Genomic DNA, 16722 nt, shown 5'->3' with positions numbered 1-16722 from the left:
ATTAATTATTTAAATAAACAGGTTTTCCTGTTTTAGAAGACGCATATATTGCTTCAAGAATTTCAGTAACTACTAATGCCTGTTCAGGTTTTACTACAGGCTCACTATCATTTAATATACAATCAATCCACATTCTTGCTTCTAGGTCAGCTGGGTTTTCTAAACTTCCTTCATAGAAATCAACCCCTCCAGAATTAAAATCTACTTTGGTATCATATAATCTACTTAGATTTTCTCCATTTATCCGAAGTCCATCTTTCATATCAGCTCCACCTTCTGTTCCACAAAGTGTTGTCTGAGCTTCGCCTACATCAAGACTATTTAAAGCCCAACTTGATTCTAAAATAATAGTTGTCCCATTTTCCATTGTAATAAATCCAAAAGCCGAATCCTCTACAGTAAATTTTTTAGGATCCCAAGGTCCCCAAGCATTTGCTGCATTTTCTTTACTGCTAAGTTTATGATATACATTTCCAACTACATATTTAGGTTTATAATTATTTAACATCCACAAGGTTAAATCAAGTGCATGAGTCCCTATATCTATTAGTGGTCCTCCACCTTGCTCAAATTCATTAAGAAAAACTCCCCAGGTAGGAACTGCACGTCTTCTTATAGCATGTGCTTTTGCAAAATATATATCTCCTAAATCACCCTTTTCACAAATCTCATGAAGATACCTTGAATCACCTCTAAAGCGATTTTGATATCCTATAGTAAGTTTTTTACCTGATTGCTTTGCGGCCTCTAACATTCTTCTTGCTTCCTTCGATGTTTTAGCCATTGGCTTTTCACACATTACATGTTTACCAGCTTCTAATACGTCTACAGTGATGCTACTATGAGATCTATTCGGTGTGCATACATGAATTACATCAATACTCTTATCTTTCAAAAGTTCCTTGTAGTCTTTATAAACCGCTGCATCCTTTGTTCCAAATTTTTTTGCAGCATCTTCTGCTTTTTCTATTAAAATGTCACAAAATGCTACCATTTCCACCTGTGATATTTTAGCGAGACTTGGCATATGTTTGTTAGTTGCAATGCCACCACAACCTATTATGCCAATTTTTAACTTTTTCTCATTGCACGTATTCTCCATAATATTTACTAATTTCCAAGTTATACCATGATTATAATTGGAAATTAGATTTTCACTTCCTTTCAAAATATAATAATTAAGAATCTACTCTTCTACAATTAACCCCTTTCGAAAACTAGTTTTCCTAAGTAATTCCTATTTAACGTTTACAATTCTTATTTTACAATAAAATAAATTTTATTACTCGCCATGAATTGCGGAGTTCTTCTCAAATATTGCTTTTTTTTATAAAAATAACTAATAGCTCCTAACTTAATTATTTTGAATCACCTTGCAAGTATAGAGGTTTGGACATGAGAAAAAGCCTGCTCCCACTTTAAGCCGGCCTTTCCATTTCTTGCTCTATATAAGCTTTTCATCAAATATGTGAGATAAATTTAATTTTTCCACTTTTAAAGCGATCTTATCTATTTCCAAAGTATATAGTCCTAGCTCTTGCATTCTCTTGAAATATTCTGCTCCTGCAAAAGTATATCTATTAGTTCTTCCTTCTTTTGTGTTCATCTTTTCGTTTGCATAGGCTATTATGTCTCCAACGGCAAGCGACCTTGGTAGAATAAGTAGAGGCATACCTAAATAATTTCTTATTGCATTATGCCCTGCCAAAGCACCTGTTATAATCGCCTCTGTGTGACCTACAAAGAGTCCAGCCTTTTCTCCTGCGCAAAACAAGTTATCGAGGCCTATAACCTTCATACTGTCGTTTCTTGGGGCTACAGATAGATATCTAATAGAATTACCCTTTCCTCCTGCATATGGATCTATATATTTTGCATTTTCTAGTCCCTTAATTTTTCTTAATTTATCTAATGCATAATATGAAGTCATAAGCTTTGCATGACCTGTATCGAGTAAGATTATATTCTCTGCAAACTCTTTAAGGGCATATTGCTGACATACCTTTAGTTTAAGTTTGTCTAAATTTATATCCTCCTCTGGAACCTTTAAAATAACAACTCCTGTCTCGTCCAATTGTTTTACAATATCATCAGATAGTGAATCCTTAGCTAGTTTGCAAGAACCGCTAACCGCTCCATATACATCTTCTTGCCTCTCTCCTTTTAAATCTTCAATTCCCGCTCTATAGCTTATGCTTACCCTTGGCCCATAAGCTGGACATCTTAAAATACACATCGAACACCCATTTCCATATTTTAAGCAGTTACCCATTGGTCCTGTTGATCCAGTAGTTTCTATAAATACATCCGCCTCAACATATTTTCCATCCGATAGATATATTCCTTTTATTGTATTGCCCTCTTTTTCAACATCTACTACCCTTGTTATCATATTTATTTCTATATCCATAGCTTTTAAATAATTCACTACTACTGGTTCAATTTTGTTTACATCGTATAACCAGGCATGCTTATGTCCAGGAAAATCAATATTTTTATGTCTGCTATTTTCATCAGTTAAGTGTATTAGATCTCCTGCCCCTAATGCTATTATTTCTTCTGACGCAGTATATCTTCCATTATTTCTCATTATTCCACCTACATTTCCAAGCCCTAAAAGCAAATCTGTTTTTTCATATAATACAACTGTAGCACCAGCTTTCTTTGCTATAATTGCCGCACTACATCCAGACCATCCACCACCAATTACAATAACCTTCAAAATATTCTCCTCCCTTCCAATACATATTTAGGTTCTGTCTGCATTTTGCAGAGCCTTCTTAATTTACGATCGTTATTTTTCCTTGTACAACATCCGCATATTCCTTCCCCACAACACATCTTCGCATTATTACAACAAGAATATTTAACATCCTTATCTATATCTTCTACTGCCTTCATTAATTCATAATTTAAAACATCTGCAGCATCACAATGCACTAGTTTAATATCATTATTTTCAATTAAATCATTTAATATAGCATTAAATTCATCTGTGATTATGCCGCGGCTTATAGTATTACACAATATAACCTTCGAAGCATATCTATCTAAATATTCATTAACAAAACTATTTTTATAGGGAGAATTATCAAGCACAACTGTAATTTCATTATTGTTGGCATGCAATTGCTTAAGTGGTGGTATCATAGGGGCCTGCCCTATACCTCTTGCAACAATTAAACATTTACTATCCTTCATATTATTTATGTTTTTTAGCCCTAAAATACCATTCCAAAAGGGTGCTTTTACAAGAATATCTTCCCCTAGCTTTAACACATCTAATGCTTTAGTTTTAGACCCTTTTAATTCTATAGCAATAGTTATAGTATTATTTCTCGTATCAGTATCCATTATGGATATAGGTGTATCAAACCTTGTGTCTGTATCTGGCCTTCTCACAAAAATATAACTTCCTGCCTGAACTAGTTCACTTACCAATTTATCGCTTACCTCTACCGTAAATATAATGACATTATCTTCGAACACACTTTTTTTTATTATTTTGCAGTTATAATATTTTCTACTTTCTTTAGCTTTGTAGTTGTTTGAAGCATAATCTTGATATATGCATACACCATTCCAGTTACAGCAGTCACAAAAGTCTTTACCTGCTAACTGTGAGCATAATATGCAGTCTCCCGTTTCTGCCAGATGGCAAGGGCATGGTTGAGACACCAAACTGCGATTTTCTTTAAGCAATTGTTTAATTTTTATAGTAATGACACAATATTCATTAAAAATTTTCAACAAAATCATTGAAACTATTCCGATTTTCCGTTAAACTATTGTTTAAAGAGAGGATTGATTACTTGAAGAAACTTTTTAAAAATTTATTGCCGCTATTACTTATTGGTTCTATCCCTTTTTCCAATTTATTTTATTGGACACTAAACAATACTCAAAGAGGAGTTTATGATTTAACCACTGATTTAGATAGATATTTACCACTTATAAAGATTTTCATAATACCTTATATGACCTTATGGTTTTTCTTAGCCTTTTGTTTCGTTTATTTATGCTATCAAAATAGAAAAGTTTATTATAAGATAATGCTTACTTTAATATTATGTTATGTTGTTGCATTTATAACTTTTTACTTTTTTCAAACCACAGTTACAAGGCCTATTGTTACAGGAAATGATATATTTTCAAAACTAATTCTATTTACCTATAATTCTGATAAACCTTATAATTGTTTTCCTAGTATACATGTTATTACTGCATACTTAGCTATTAAGGGAATTAATACTACTAATGCTAAAAAGCCGCTTAAAATTTCACTTAATGTGCTAGGCTTTCTTATTATAATATCAACTCAATTTGTTAAACAACACGTGATAATGGATATCTTTTTCGGGGTATTTTTATGTGATGTTATATATAATGGACTTACTTATTTGGAGCAGCAGTACAAACTTTATAATGCTAAAAAAGCTTTTAATTTTTCTATCCAAAAAATCAAACAATAATATAGTTAAAGTGCAAAAGCTGCTGAATAATTATTCAGCAGCTTTTGCACTTTATTTAAATATGCCTTATAACAATTTTACCCTCTATTAATTCAATGGCTATATTTGAACCTTCACTAAATTCATTTTGAAGATAATGCTCAGCAACTTCATCTTCAATATATTTTTGAATAGTCCGCCTAAGTGGCCTTGCACCATATTTTTCGTCGTATCCTTTTTCCAATATAAAGTCCCTTACCTGGCCTGAAACATTCAATGTTATCTTCTTTTCACTTACCTCATCCACTACTTCACTAATCATTAAATCTACTATTTTGCGAAGTTCTTGCTTTTTAAGAGGAGTAAATACAATAGTTTCATCCACTCTGTTTAAAAATTCTGGCCTAAAGGTTTCTTTTAATGCATCTTTAACCCGGGCTTCTAAAATATCATAATTATCCTGGACAAAACCAATGCTACCTGCTTTAAACTGAGTACCAGCATTAGATGTCATTATTATTACAGTGTTGTCAAAGAAGACAGTCCTACCTTGGCTATCTGTTAGCCTTCCATCTTCAAGTATTTGTAATAACATATTAAACACATCCGGATGAGCTTTCTCTATCTCATCTAAAAGAATCACTGAGTAAGGTTTTCTTCTCACTTTTTCAGTTAATTGACCAGCTTGATCATACCCTACATAGCCTGGGGGTGCACCAATTAGCTTTGAAACTGTATGTTTTTCCATGTATTCAGACATGTCTATACGAATTAGTGCTTCTTCACTTCCAAAAAGCTCACAAGATAATGCTTTAACTAGCTCTGTTTTTCCAACACCCGTTGGTCCCACAAAAATAAAGGAGGATGGTTTTTTCTTTTTCTTAAACCCTGAGCGATTACGCCTAATAGCTCTAGATAAGCTTGTAATAGCCTGATTTTGACCTATAACCCGTTTGTGCAGCCTATTCTCCAAATCTAATAGCTTTTTTGCTTCTTTTTCTGTAATCTTTTGAATTGGAATTTTAGTCCATGATTCAATTACAAAAGCAATATCCTCTAGAGTAATTTGAACCTCACTGCATTTTTTTTCTATTTCACTAATATTTTCTTTTATTTTACATAACTTCATTCTATATTCTGCAGCCTTCTCGAAGTTCCCAGAATCTTCTGCATTATCCTTGTTATTTTGAATATTCTCTGATTGTTCTTTTAATCCTACAAGCTCAACTAATCCTTTGTTTTTTAAATTAGCACGAGATCCAGCTTCATCAATAACATCTATAGCTTTGTCTGGTAAAAATCTGTCGGTTATATATCTTTCAGATAGATTTACAGCTTCTTCAATTATCTCATCAGATATTTTAACTTTATGATATTCTTCATAGTATCCCCTTATTCCTTTTAAGATTTCTATTGTCTCTTCCACACTTGGTTCTTCAACTAGCACTGGCTGAAATCTTCTTTCAAGTGCTGCATCCTTTTCTATATATTTTCTATATTCTTCTAATGTAGTCACTCCAATAACCTGTATTTCTCCCTTTGCCAAGGCTGGTTTTAAAATATTCGCTGCATTCATGGCCCCACCCTGAACTTCACCAGCGCCCATAATATTGTGCACCTCGTCAATAACTAATATTATATTTCCACTATCCCTTGCTTCTTCAATAATAGACTTCATACGGCCTTCAAATTGTCCTCTAAATTGCGTACCTGCAACCACTGCAGTGAGATCTAGCAAATAAACTTCCGTATTAAATAATTTCTCCGGGACTTGTTTTTCTACAATTCTTACAGCCAATCCCTCTGCAATAGCTGTTTTTCCTACACCGGCTTCCCCAATTAAGATGGGATTGTTTTTAGTCCTTCTATTTAAAATCTGTACTACTCTATCAATTTCTTTATTTCTCCCAACTACTTTGTCCACACCATTTTGCTTTGCTTTGTTTGTTAAGTTTATACCATATGTATCTAAATGCTTTCGTTTCTTTTTAAATGGATTCTTTCTCGATTTTTCTTCAGGTGCTTGTGGATTCTTTGCTGAAGTCTCAACTTCATCATCTATAAAATCTTTATTTTCGCCATCAGAAGAAAATAAGCCATTAAAAATATTACCGATCATTTTTTTACCATCGCCATTTTCATTATTAACATCAGCAGTATCAATTTCCTCTAGGTTCATATCTTCTATATTCATATCTTTAAAAATATTACCCATTTGCTGATTTAAGTTTTCAATATCATCTGAAGATATTCCAGCTTGCTGCATCAATTGATCCATAACTGGAACGCCCCTTTTTTTAGCACATTCTATACATAGTGCAACAGTTTCAGTTTTTCCATTTTCAATTTTTGATGTTAGTATCATTGCTATATTTTTTTTACATATATCACATAATTTCATATAAATCATCTCCATATTTTATGTTGTATTAAACATTATATCATTTTTAATAAAATTTGTTCGTTATATTTTTTATTGTTTGTTTTTTATTAATAAAGTATAACTACCCTCTGCCGTTAAAACTTCCCTTTTATATTTAATTCTACTATTGTAGTTATATTCCTTCTTAATAAATAATGATAATTTTGATAAAAAATAATATAAGGTGCATTTAACATGATTATATATTTATTTATTAGTATCTTATCTAAATAATTGCAAGCTTTTCTATTAATTCATTTACTGCTTCTAATGAAAGCTTTGAAGCTATTATTTTCAAAACCACCCTTGTATATCTCTCATTCAAAAGTTCTGTTTCACTTTTGTTTAATTCTGAAAAAATTATAGAAATAACCTTCATTTATAATCCCCCCAAATAAATTATTATATTATAGTATGCATTTTTACCCACATGGTTACAAAAATATATGCATGAAATTATATTTAGTCAAAAGTAGCACTTGGGAATATTATTTTTATAAAACTCATATCTTTATTTTGTAAAGCTATTATATTAAGGAGTAATTAAATTGAAAATTGCCGCTATATACTCCAGAAAATCAAAAATTACAACAAAAGGTGAATCAATAATTAATCAGATTGAGCTATGCAAACATGAATGTAGACATTTGGGAATTGATAAGTTTTTAATATATGAGGACGAAGGTTTTTCAGGAAAAAATATTAACAGACCTCAATTCCAAAAGATGCTAACTGATGCAAAAGAAAGTTCCTTTGATGTATTAATTTGTTATAGACTAGATAGAATTAGTAGAAATATCTCTGATTTTTCTACACTTATAAATGAATTAGACAGTCTTCATATAAGTTTTATAAGTGTTAATGAACAATTTGATACCTCAACACCTATGGGTCGTGCTATGATGTACATTGCCTCTGTTTTCGCGCAACTGGAGCGCGAAACTATTGGTGAAAGAGTTAGAGACAATATGTTGGAGCTAGCTAAAAGTGGAAGATGGCTCGGAGGCCAGACCCCTTTAGGTTATGAAAGTAAAAAGCTCTCCTATTTTGATAGTGAACTTAAGGAAAAAACCATGTATACCTTATCACCTATAAAAGAGGAATTAGATGTAGTAAAATTCATTTACAATAAATACTTACAGTACGAATCAATTAGCCAGGTATTCACTTATGTTTTCAGACATAATATTAAAACAAAAAATGGGGCTGACTTTAATAAAAAAAGAATTCAACTTCTATTAAGAAATCCGCTTTATGTTAGAGCCAATGAGGATGTTATGAAGCATCTTGAAGTTATGGGCATGAATGTCATGGGAAAAGTTGATGATAGACATGGCATTCTAACCTATAATAAAACTAAAGGTACTAGAATTAAACGAGATATAACGGAATGGATAGCCGCAGTTTCTTCTCATGAAGGAATTATTGATGCAACCCTATGGCTTAAGATTCAGCAAATATTAGACGATAATAAAAACAAAGCACCCAGGCTAGGAACCTCTGCCGCTGCATTACTCACTGGTATATTAAAATGCTCCAGTTGTGGTAAAAGTATGATTGTTAAACATGGTCATATTAGTGCACAAACCAATAAAAAAATTCAATACTATGTTTGTAGTACTAAAGATTATTCAAGAGGGGAAAGATGCAATAACCCTAATATCCGTGTAGATGAACTAGAAACCAAAGTTATAGATAATTTAAAAAATATCACTATTGACAATATCATCCTACTAGAAGAGTTAAATAAAATCAAATCTAAAATGCTTAAGAATAATTATATGCAATTTGAAATAGACAATTTACCAGGGCAAATAAAGATAAAACAAACTCAAATAGATGTTCTAGTAAATCAATTATCTTTGGAGGCCGATATTTCCAAATATATAAGGCCTCAAATTTTCAAATTAGGAAACGACCTAGAAAAACTAAAGATGAGATATTCTAAGTTAAAATCTGATTCCTATAAATATCAAAACAATAGGTGGAATGCAACAAATACACTTACATTTATAAGTAGCTTCTCATCAATGGTGGATGTACTAGATTTCAATAGTAAGCGCTTACTCATTAATAATATTGTAGAGTCAATATATTGGGATGGTTCTAAAGGTACAGTAAAAATTAATTTAATTAAATAAAACACTAGCCCACTTATCGCAGTTTGGTGTATCAAGCACAAAATTCACTTCCTACATCAATACAATCGTAGGGTTCATAACTCATCAATATAACCTCCTAAGCACTATACTATTAAAATATTTCAAAACCTAGAAATTGTTACAAGTTAAATAATATTAATACATCTCCTTTTAAAAAAACAAGTTACCCTTAACTTCAATTAAAAGCTTTTTCAATAAGTAAAAGAGTCTTTGTTGGCTCTTTTACTTGTCATGAGTAATATAATTAACAATTTTATGAATCTTTTGTTTAAACGCGGTTTCTTTTCTCACTGAGTTTTTAGCAACTAGAGCTTCTGTAAACAATAGTTTATTATTTGCATATATTTCTACTCTTCCAATTTTGTCTCCAAGGTTTACTGGTGCATTAACCTCATATAGTGGCTTTTTTATTTTAACCTCAATGCTTTCATCATTCTTTACAGGAATTGTAATATCTCTCCCGCTTACTATTTGAACACCCTCAATTCCATTTTTTATACTAATATTTTCTAAAATATCATTTTTATTAATTAGTTTTTTATACTCATAATTTTTTTCAACATATTTACTTATTCGTTCTGTCTCCGTCCACCGAGGAGTGCAATTTAAAGTAACTATAATAACCTCCCTGCCTTTAATTTTAACAGAAGTTACAAGGCATTTACCAGCCTTTCCAGTAGATCCTGTTTTTACTCCTGTTGCACCTGGTAGGGTCCATAGAATCTTATTTATGTTATGATAGCTCCTAGTAAAATTATAATCTTTTGCATCGATATCTTTAGATGATACAATATCATTAAAAATCGGTATTTCTTTTGCCTTTGAAGTAACCAGTGCTAAATCATATGCTGTGGAATAGTGATTTGCACTATCTAACCCATGAGGGGACTCAAAGTTGCTATTTAACAATCCAATTTCTAAGGCATACTCATTCATAAGTTTTAAAAACCCATCTACACTTCCACTTATTCCTTCTGCAATGGCAATTGCTGCATCATTTCCAGACCTTAACATAAGTCCGTATAATAATTCTTTTAATGTTATTTCTTCTCCTTTTCTTAACCCTACTTCTGAACCGCGAATAGAGGCTGCCTTTTCGGATACGATTATTTTTTTGTTTAGATCTCCAGATTTTATTGCTACTAGAGCAGTTATTATCTTTGTTGTACTAGCAATTTCAGTGGGTGTATATGCATTTTTTTCATATAAAACAATTTTCGAATCACAATCTAATGCTATGGCACTTATAGCATTAACATTTAAACTATCCGCATAAACATTTTGAAGCCCTGCTGTTAATAAAAAAAGTATACTCAAAGTTATTGATATAATTTTTTTTAATTTTTTTCTCATAAGATCCCACCTCTTTTAATTTTTAATTTCAACTTACAATTAGCTATAAATAATGGATATTAAACATTTATTGATTTTTTTATTCGTTTTTGGGTATAATAACAATTATTAGGTATACTTGGAGGTTAAAATGTTTAAATTTATCACAGTATTTCTTTTAGCACTAGCAATTATATTATTTCCAATCCCAATAAAAATAACTCTTAAATACTCAAACAAAATTTTGGAAATTTTTATATATAAGAAAAAATTAAAAATAAAAAGTCTTTCAAAAGCAGGTTTAAAAAATAGTTCAAAAACTGGTACAAAAGCTAAAACAAAAGAATTTTTTTTAAAATCATTTTCATTCGATGATATAAAACTACTTATTTATAAACTTATGAGCTTAAAATTCAAACCCACATTAAATCTAAATACTAAACTAGAGTATGGATTTGATGATGCTGCTTTTGTAGCTGTTTTATTTGGTTCTATTCATAGCGTCTATAGTTTTATATATTTACTCCTACAAAATTTTGTTAAAGTAAAAAAAATAGACATCAAAGTCATACCTCATTTTGAAGAACACGATATAAATATGGAAATTTCGAGTATAATTTATTCCAGTTTGGCAAAAAATGTTTATATAATATTTATTATGATAATTTGCCTTGTAAACATAAAAATGCTACATAAAAAATCAAACATTAAAAAATACAGAGGAGGAAATGTACATGGATAATCATCCAATTGAAAATTTAATGAGGACCACCATGGAAAGTATAAAAGATATGATAGATGTAAATACCATTGTAGGAGATCCTATAGAATCACTAGATGGTACTACAATCATTCCTATTTCAAGGGTATGCGTTGGTTTTGCTTCTGGTGGTAGTGAATTCAATAGTGTTAAAAGCGGCTCAATGGATAAATACCCTTTCGGTGGTGGTTCTGGAGCTGGAGTCACTGTTAAACCCGTTGCGTTTTTAGTTGTTAAAAACGATTCGATAAGACTATTGTCCGTAGATCAACAAAATACCTATGATAGAATTGTTGATACCGTTCCACAGGTTATAGATATTATTAAAAATATGTTTAAAGATAAATATGATAAGCCTAAAGAATATGATGATGAAGAAAAGTGTGATGAATAATAATTTTAGCTATTAGAACTTAACTAAAATTTATTAAGTAAGCTTATGAAACCCCATTAAAATAAAGTTTTCATTGAAGATACTTTATCATAATGGGGTTTCATTATTTTATGCACAATTCTTTTAAAAATAATTAGACAGTTTCAATACTTTCAAATCCCCCTTTTGAATCTTGCTGTGAATTTGCACTATTAAATTCTTCTAAAGAAGGCATTTCATCCAGGCTGTAAAAATTAAAATGCTTAAGAAATTCATCTGTAGTAGCATAAATAATAGGTCTTCCCGGAACATTTTTTCGTCCACTTTCTTCAATAAGTTTTTTTTCTGATAAGGTATAGATTGCCCTATCACTCTTAACACCTCTTATCTCCTCAATTTCCACTCTTGTTATAGGTTGTTTATATGCAATTATTGCTAGTGTTTCAAGAGAAGCCTGAGATAATGATTGTCTAATATTGGTCTTTAATAATTTTTGAACATATTCGCTATTGCAGGATTTTGTTACAAATTGATATCCATCATTAGTTGATATAATTTTAATTCCTCTATCCTCCTCTTCATATTTTGCTCTTAATTCGTCTAATAACTCTGCTGTAAAATCATTGCTACATTCTAATATATTTGCCATTACACTTAATTTTAAGGAATCTCCAGTAACAAACAACAAAGATTCAATAATAGAGAAATATATTTTTTTAGTAGAAACCTCTTCAATGTCCTTTTGTATTATATCAAATTCACTTATATCAAATTCACTTATATCAAATTCACTCATATTAATCTACCCTTTCTAAATATATATCTTTAAAGGTACTTTCTTGAATTACTCTCACGCTTCTAATCTTAATCAGTTCAAGCAATGCTAAAAAAGTAACTATAACTTCTATTTTTGATGAATAACCATAAATAAGCTTTGAAAAATATACTTTCCCAAACAAATTAAGTGCGTCTCTCAATTCTTCCATTTTATCTTCTATTTTATATTCATCTACTAATATATTTTTGTTTATTACATTATTTACATTCATTTTATTTATATATTGTTGCATTAAATTATTATATAAATTATACAAATCAAGCATTGTAACATTTTTTAAAAAATCAATTTCTTTAGCATTTTTATTATCTTCTTCAATTATTTCAGGTTTTTTACTAAACATTATGCCTGCATCCTGTTCTAACATCTTTAATTTTTCAGCTATAACTTTATATTTCCTATATTCTATAAGCTTACTTAATAATTCTGCTTCTACATCTTTTTCTTCATCACTACTATTCTCCTCTTTATTTTTAGGTAGCAACCTTATAGATTTAATTTGAATTAAAGTTGCAGCTATAACAATGAATTCTGATGTCACCTCTAAGTCCATTTCATTCATGCTTTTAAGATGCTCCAAATACTGATTTGTAATTTCAAAAATATTAATATCATAGATGTCCATCTCATTTTTCTTAATAAGATGGAGTAACAAGTCAAATGGGCCTTCAAAATTAGTTACTTTTATAGTTAATGGCATGTACACTCGCTCCTAAATAAAAATTTAATTATAAAGAAATAAACATTTTTTTAATTTCTTTATATCAAGCTATTTTAAGTATAGTGCATCTCTAAAAAAATAACTAGTCAGTATAAAAAATAAAAGAAAGTATATATTACTACAACTTCTGTTCGCTGCGCTAAGTAATTCTAAACTGATTTTAATGAAAGATGCTAAAAAGTGCAAACTCGCTAATGCTCAAACATGCACTTTTCTTAACGCATCTCCCATTAAAATCATTTAAGAATTACTAGAGCTTGCTCAAATGAAGTTTACGTAATATATACTTTTTTTTGCGTATAGGAACATTTACTAACATCGGAAAATTTCTAAATTTATTTTAACTCTCATCTATAAAAAAGTTATCCACAACGGTTTCATAAAATAAATTTATGAATTTAAATTGCCTTATCAAATAAGTCTACAATGTTATTCTTAATATTATCCCATACTCTAGATTTTTTAATGTCTCTATCGCTATAAACAATAATTTTACCCCATAATTCATTATCAATATAAATTTCACAAAATCCAATTGCTACATCTTTTTTAAATTCACTCAAGCCTTCCTGTATAACAATTTTTTTAGTGATTTCATTTTTTTTACCTCTTTCAAGAGTTACAAGAATGTTTTCTTTTGCCTTAGCTATTAGAAACTTGTCACCCTTCTTATTTAAAGATATTTTTTCTAATTCTTCATCTTTTGTTACTATTTTTTTAGTTTCAAATTTTGAAAATCCAAAGTTCATTAACATGCTAGCATCGTTATTCCTTACTTTATAAGTTGGTGCGCCCATAATTATTGCAAGCATTCTAACATTATTTCTCACTGCTGTAGCCGATATACAGTATTTTGCCTCATTTGTAAATCCGGTTTTAAGTCCGTCACATCCATCAAAAAATCTAACAAGCTTGTTATGATTTACAAGCCCTATTGGAGTTTTCCTACCCTCAGAAATAGTTTCCATATAAGTTCCTGAATATTTTAATATTTTAGGATATTTTAATAACTCTCTAGACATAATTGAAATGTCATAGGCCGATGAAAAGTGTCCATCCGCACTGAGCCCTGTACAGTTTTTAAACTCAGTATCATTCATATTAAGACCTTTTGCTCTTTCATTCATCATAGATACAAATGCGCTTTCACTGCCGCCCAAATATTCTGCCATAGCCACTGCAGCATCATTACCAGATGCGATGGCTATACCCTTTAAAATTTCTTCTACAGTTCTAATTTCACCAGTATCTAGTATCATACTACTTCCACCCATTTTTTTTGAGTTTTCGCTAATTGTTATTTTATCCTGCAATTTAATCTTACCAGAATCAATAGCTTCCATTGCGAGTAACATAACCATTACTTTAGTTACTGAGGCCGGCGCAAATCTTTCATGAGAATTTTTTTCGTATATTATTTTTCCACTAGACGGTTCCATTAGCAATGCTGACCTCGCTTCTACTACAATCCCTTTATCAACCTTTTTTTCCCCTTCTGCACTTGCTGATTGAGTAAAAAACTGTGTAATGAAAATTAACGATAAAGACAAACACAATACATTTTTAATGCTTCTTTTCATATGTATCCTCCTCATATTACTTTGAGCTATACAACAATTGTTAAGTGCTATAAAGCTTATTTCGAATTCATATGATTATTTTTACCAAGTTACCACAATATTATCACTATTTATTTCAATAAAACAAAAAAATTTATTAAAGGTATGAAACAAAAAAATAATAAGTCATCATACTGGTATATTATACTAGTATAACCACTTATTACTCCACATAAATATTCTATGCTCTTGGATGAGTATTCTTGTAAATTTCTGCTATTTTACTTTTTTTCTTTATAGTTGAATAAATTTGAGTTGTAGCCATGCTATGATGACCTAGTAATTCACCAACGGATCTTATATCTGCACCATTTTGCAATAAGTGCACAGCAAATGAATGTCTTAACGTGTATGAGTTTATCGTTTTTTTAATATTACTTTTTGTAGCATACTCTTTAATAATCTTCCAAAATCCCTGCCTAGTCATTTTATCACCTCTAGTATTGAAAAAAAGTGTGCTTAATTTATTTATATTCATATCAAACCTAATCTTTAAGTACTGTGATAAACATCTAACAGCATGAGATCCTATAGGAATAGTTCTTTCATTTTTCATACCATTATTGCACCTTATATATAAAAGTTCTAAGTTAATATCATAAACTGTTAGACTTAAAAGCTCTGAAACCTTCATGCCTGTTGCATACATGAGTTCCAGCATCGCCTTGTCCCTACAGCCTTTGTGTGTTAATTCTTCTGGTTGATTTAGAAGCTGATCTATCTCTTCAATAGATAGAATTTGAGGTATATTACGTTTGATTTTTGGAATAGAAAAATAAGCTGTTGGGTCTTGCTGTGCAAAATCTTTTCTAATAAGATATTTATAGTAATTTCTAATAGAAATTACACTTCTCGCTATAGAGCTATTTGCAGATCCCTCTTTTCTAAGAAACTCTGCATATGCCATTATTGTTATGTTATCAACCATTTCTATGCTTTCATTTCTTGACTCAGTAAATTCGATAAATCGTTTAACATCTCTACCATAGGCCTCAACAGTATTTCTTGACAACTCGTTATTTTCTAAATTATCTATATAGATTTTCAATAAATTGCTCATAATTAGTCTCCCATATTTATGGTAATATCAATATTCGCACATATATTTATTTGTATTAACCTTTAAAAAATAAATAAAATGTAAGAACATAATTATAAACTAATCTATAGTTTTTATCAACCAGTTTATAAACAAAAATAGTATTTTTGTAATTTTTTGTATTATCCATTAAACTTTGAAGCAAATAATCTAAAGCCTTAGGAAGGAAAATTCCAATTACTAATAAGACCACAAAACATTTTATTGTTAATATTATAAAACACCGTGATTCACTATTCCTCATTTGCTAGCACTTCCCAAATTATTAATAAGGTTTTTCACAAAATATGGTGCAATATAAGATTCTATAATTATGCCAATAAATAAGAATATTATTATTACAATAAATATTAGACTATAATATAATATTCTACTACTTATACTACTTGTCCATTGTTTATTGAATTTATCCTTAAGTAGCATTATAGAAAATTCCATGGATACTACAGATGCAAAAATAATGCATGGAATATAAATTATATTTTGTGGAAGTACCCCTAGAATTGCAATTCCAATACCACTTTTTCCAAGGCCACTAATCATGAAGCTAAAAGTAAATCCTACTGTAAATCCTTTCAATAAATCAATAATAATTATTATTGGTATTCCCACAATAGTTAAACCTAAAAACCAAAGAAAAATAATCACAGGTAGATTATTTTTAATTGATTGTGAGAATATTAATTTATAGCTAATTGCATTTGAATTTGAAGGGTCAATAAAACTAGTCAAATAATTTACTAAATCATTTTGTTCAAATTGTCCCATATATTTTACACTATACATTCCTAAAATTATACCTGTAAAAACACAAAGCACACTTACAATATATAACCAGAAATTTTCTTGTATGTGATTGCTTATCTTACTTATTAAAGTATTTGTCCACATAATTTACTCCCCCTTTGTTAATCACTTTTCTCAGCTATTAGCTAATGACAATAA

The 16722-nt window shown here is 30.1% G+C and carries 15 protein-coding genes; 4 read left to right on the top strand and 11 right to left on the bottom strand.

Annotation, left to right across the window (positions count from 1 at the left end):
* Position 1 precedes the first annotated feature (1 nt).
* The 3 genes from ACREVU_RS05040 to ACREVU_RS05030 all read right to left on the bottom strand — a co-directional run bounded on the left by ACREVU_RS05040 (position 2) and on the right by ACREVU_RS05030 (position 3759).
* Positions 2 to 1102, bottom strand: a complete 1101-nt coding sequence (locus ACREVU_RS05040; protein WP_431550663.1) for a Gfo/Idh/MocA family protein — start codon at positions 1100 to 1102, stop codon at positions 2 to 4.
* 342 nt (positions 1103 to 1444) lie between these two features.
* Positions 1445 to 2722, bottom strand: a complete 1278-nt coding sequence (locus tag ACREVU_RS05035; protein WP_431550529.1) for an FAD-dependent oxidoreductase — start codon at positions 2720 to 2722, stop codon at positions 1445 to 1447.
* Positions 2719 to 3759 (bottom strand): sulfide/dihydroorotate dehydrogenase-like FAD/NAD-binding protein, encoded by a 1041-nt coding sequence (locus ACREVU_RS05030; protein WP_431550528.1) that lies wholly within the window; start codon positions 3757 to 3759, stop codon positions 2719 to 2721. The genes ACREVU_RS05035 and ACREVU_RS05030 overlap by 4 nt, the downstream gene beginning before the upstream one ends.
* A gap of 53 nt (positions 3760 to 3812) precedes the next feature.
* Here ACREVU_RS05030 and ACREVU_RS05025 point away from each other — a divergent pair, with 53 nt between their 5' ends.
* Positions 3813 to 4472 (top strand): phosphatase PAP2 family protein, encoded by a 660-nt coding sequence (locus ACREVU_RS05025; RefSeq protein ID WP_431550527.1) that lies wholly within the window; start codon positions 3813 to 3815, stop codon positions 4470 to 4472.
* A 55-nt stretch (positions 4473 to 4527) separates the two neighbouring features.
* Here ACREVU_RS05025 and ACREVU_RS05020 read toward each other — a convergent pair whose 3' ends face one another.
* Together ACREVU_RS05020 and ACREVU_RS05015 are read right to left on the bottom strand one after the other, a co-directional pair.
* Positions 4528 to 6852, bottom strand: a complete 2325-nt coding sequence (locus tag ACREVU_RS05020; RefSeq protein ID WP_431550526.1) for an ATP-dependent Clp protease ATP-binding subunit — start codon at positions 6850 to 6852, stop codon at positions 4528 to 4530.
* Between the two features lie 247 nt (positions 6853 to 7099).
* Complete coding sequence (locus ACREVU_RS05015; protein WP_431550525.1) at positions 7100 to 7252, bottom strand: hypothetical protein; 153 nt, start codon at positions 7250 to 7252, stop codon at positions 7100 to 7102.
* A gap of 169 nt (positions 7253 to 7421) precedes the next feature.
* Between ACREVU_RS05015 and ACREVU_RS05010 the strand changes: the two genes are divergently transcribed.
* A complete protein-coding gene (locus ACREVU_RS05010; RefSeq protein WP_431550524.1) occupies positions 7422 to 9014 on the top strand; it encodes a recombinase family protein in 1593 nt (530 codons plus the stop codon).
* Between the two features lie 243 nt (positions 9015 to 9257).
* Here the strand turns inward: ACREVU_RS05010 and ACREVU_RS05005 are convergent, their stop codons facing one another.
* On the bottom strand, positions 9258 to 10388 hold the full coding sequence (locus ACREVU_RS05005) for a D-alanyl-D-alanine carboxypeptidase family protein (protein ID WP_431550523.1): 1131 nt from the start codon (positions 10386 to 10388) through the stop codon (positions 9258 to 9260).
* Between the two features lie 130 nt (positions 10389 to 10518).
* Between ACREVU_RS05005 and ACREVU_RS05000 the strand changes: the two genes are divergently transcribed.
* The gene (locus tag ACREVU_RS05000; RefSeq protein WP_431550522.1) at positions 10519 to 11109 is read left to right on the top strand and encodes a DUF2953 domain-containing protein; all 591 of its coding nucleotides are present in this window, start codon (positions 10519 to 10521) and stop codon (positions 11107 to 11109) included.
* On the top strand, positions 11102 to 11521 hold the full coding sequence (gene ytfJ / locus ACREVU_RS04995; protein ID WP_431550521.1) for a GerW family sporulation protein: 420 nt from the start codon (positions 11102 to 11104) through the stop codon (positions 11519 to 11521). Before ACREVU_RS05000 ends, ytfJ begins: the two co-directional genes overlap by 8 nt.
* 133 nt (positions 11522 to 11654) lie before the next feature.
* On the opposite strand, the gene scpB is transcribed toward ytfJ, so the two are convergent.
* From scpB to spoIIM, 5 genes are all read right to left on the bottom strand, one after another.
* Complete coding sequence (gene scpB / locus ACREVU_RS04990) at positions 11655 to 12296, bottom strand: SMC-Scp complex subunit ScpB (RefSeq protein WP_431550520.1); 642 nt, start codon at positions 12294 to 12296, stop codon at positions 11655 to 11657.
* A 1-nt stretch (position 12297) separates the two neighbouring features.
* Positions 12298 to 13038: a segregation/condensation protein A gene (locus ACREVU_RS04985; RefSeq protein WP_431550519.1), complete on the bottom strand. Its 741-nt coding sequence runs from the start codon at positions 13036 to 13038 to the stop codon at positions 12298 to 12300.
* Between the two features lie 419 nt (positions 13039 to 13457).
* The gene (locus ACREVU_RS04980) at positions 13458 to 14639 is read right to left on the bottom strand and encodes a serine hydrolase (RefSeq protein ID WP_431550518.1); all 1182 of its coding nucleotides are present in this window, start codon (positions 14637 to 14639) and stop codon (positions 13458 to 13460) included.
* Between the two features lie 220 nt (positions 14640 to 14859).
* Complete coding sequence (locus tag ACREVU_RS04975; RefSeq protein WP_431550517.1) at positions 14860 to 15738, bottom strand: site-specific tyrosine recombinase; 879 nt, start codon at positions 15736 to 15738, stop codon at positions 14860 to 14862.
* 279 nt (positions 15739 to 16017) lie between these two features.
* Entirely contained in the window at positions 16018 to 16668 is a 651-nt protein-coding gene (gene spoIIM / locus ACREVU_RS04970; RefSeq protein WP_431550516.1) for a stage II sporulation protein M, read from the bottom strand.
* Positions 16669 to 16722 lie beyond the last annotated feature (54 nt).

Origin of the sequence: Clostridium sp., from assembly GCF_050717535.1 — a bacterium.
GTDB lineage: Bacteria > Bacillota > Clostridia > Clostridiales > Clostridiaceae > Clostridium_AD.
This window is presented reverse-complemented; position numbering and strand designations above follow the sequence as displayed.